Genomic DNA, 1,526 nt, shown 5'->3' on the forward strand with positions numbered 1-1,526 from the left:
AACCGCATAATCGCGCAAGCTTTTGCCTGATACGGTCATGATGTCGCTGTGCAGCAGGCCGTTGTCGGCGAGTTCGCGGATGATGAAGCCGATGCCGCCTGCGGCATGGAAATGGTTCACATCGCCCGATCCGTTGGGATACACGCGCGCCAGCATCGGGATGATCGCGGAAAGGTCGCTCAGATCCTCCCAGTCGATGTGGATGCCCGCCGCGCGTGCCATCGCGGGCAGGTGGATCGCGTGGTTGGTCGATCCGCCGGTGGCGAGCAGCCCGATGCACGCGTTGACGATCGCCTTTTCATCGACGCAATGGCCGATGGGGCGATAGTCATTGCCGTTCCAGCCGATCTGGGTCACCCGGTGGACGGCGGCGCGGGTCAACTCCTGCCGCAGCTTGGTCCCCGGATTGACGAATGATGCGGCGGGCACGTGCAGCCCCATCATCTCCATCATCATCTGGTTGGAATTGGCGGTGCCGTAAAAGGTGCAGGTGCCCGCGCTGTGATAGCTCGCGGCTTCGGCTTCGAGTAGCTCACCTTTGCCGACCTTGCCTTCAGCATAGAGCTGGCGGATGCGCTGCTTTTCTTTGTTGGGCAGTCCCGAGGGCATAGGTCCGGCGGGCACCAATATGGTCGGCACATGGCCAAAGCGCAGCGCCGCGATCACCAGGCCGGGGACGATCTTGTCACAGATACCGAGCAGCAACGCAGCTTCGAACATGCCGTGGCTCATCGCGATGGCGCTGCCCATGGCGATGGTGTCGCGGCTGAACAGCGACAGCTCCATGCCGAGCTGGCCCTGGGTCACTCCGTCGCACATCGCAGGCACCCCTCCTGCGACCTGCGCGGTCGCGCCGACCTCGCGCGCGAAAATCTTGATCTGCTCAGGATAGCGGCCATAGGGCTGATGCGCCGAGAGCATGTCGTTATACGCGGTGACAATGCCGATATTCATCGCCGTGCCGGCCCGGATCGTGGGCCTGTCATCGCCCGCTGCGGCAAAGCCATGCGCCAGATTGCCGCATGACAAGGTGGGTCGGTGGACGCCCTTGTCGCGTTCGCGCGCGATGAAATCGAGATAAGCGCTACGGCGCGGGCGCGAGCGCTCGATGATCCGCTGGGTGATGCGTTCAAGCTCGGGGTGCAGGCTGGTCATGATGCGCTCCAGAAGATGGTGACCGGCGCCTGCGCGGCGCGCAGCAACCGGGCGATGGGCAGGTCGTGCGCGCCCGCCAACGCGCCATCGAGCACCGCTTTTTTGTCAGCGCCCTTCAGCACCAGCATGATGTGGGCCGCGCGCACCAGCGCCGGGATGGTCAGCGTCAGCCGGTCGAACGGGGCTTCGGGCGGCAGTGGATCAGGTGTTATCGATTTAACGCTGAGCGGCGCATCGGGTTGCGGATCGGTGTTGGGAAACAGCGAGGCGAGGTGCCCGTCGCCGCCCATGCCCAGCCACACCAGATCGAACGGGGGCGGGGTCACGCCAGCTGCCAGTGGAATTAGCGTCGCACCGGTCGCAGCCAGATT

Annotated in this window: 2 protein-coding genes; both read right to left on the reverse strand. The window is 64.4% G+C overall.

The features are described 5' to 3' along the window. Positions 1-1,155: dihydroxy-acid dehydratase (locus ACEW8G_RS13015; protein ID WP_373488839.1), on the reverse strand; the 1,155-nt coding region annotated here is incomplete at its 3' end. Next, on the reverse strand, positions 1,152-1,526 hold a 375-nt coding region (locus ACEW8G_RS13020), incomplete at its 5' end, for a 6-phosphogluconolactonase (RefSeq protein WP_373488840.1). The genes ACEW8G_RS13015 and ACEW8G_RS13020, both read right to left, overlap by 4 nt.

It is taken from the genome of Blastomonas sp., assembly GCF_041747255.1.
In the GTDB taxonomy this organism is placed as follows: Bacteria; Pseudomonadota; Alphaproteobacteria; order Sphingomonadales; family Sphingomonadaceae; genus Blastomonas.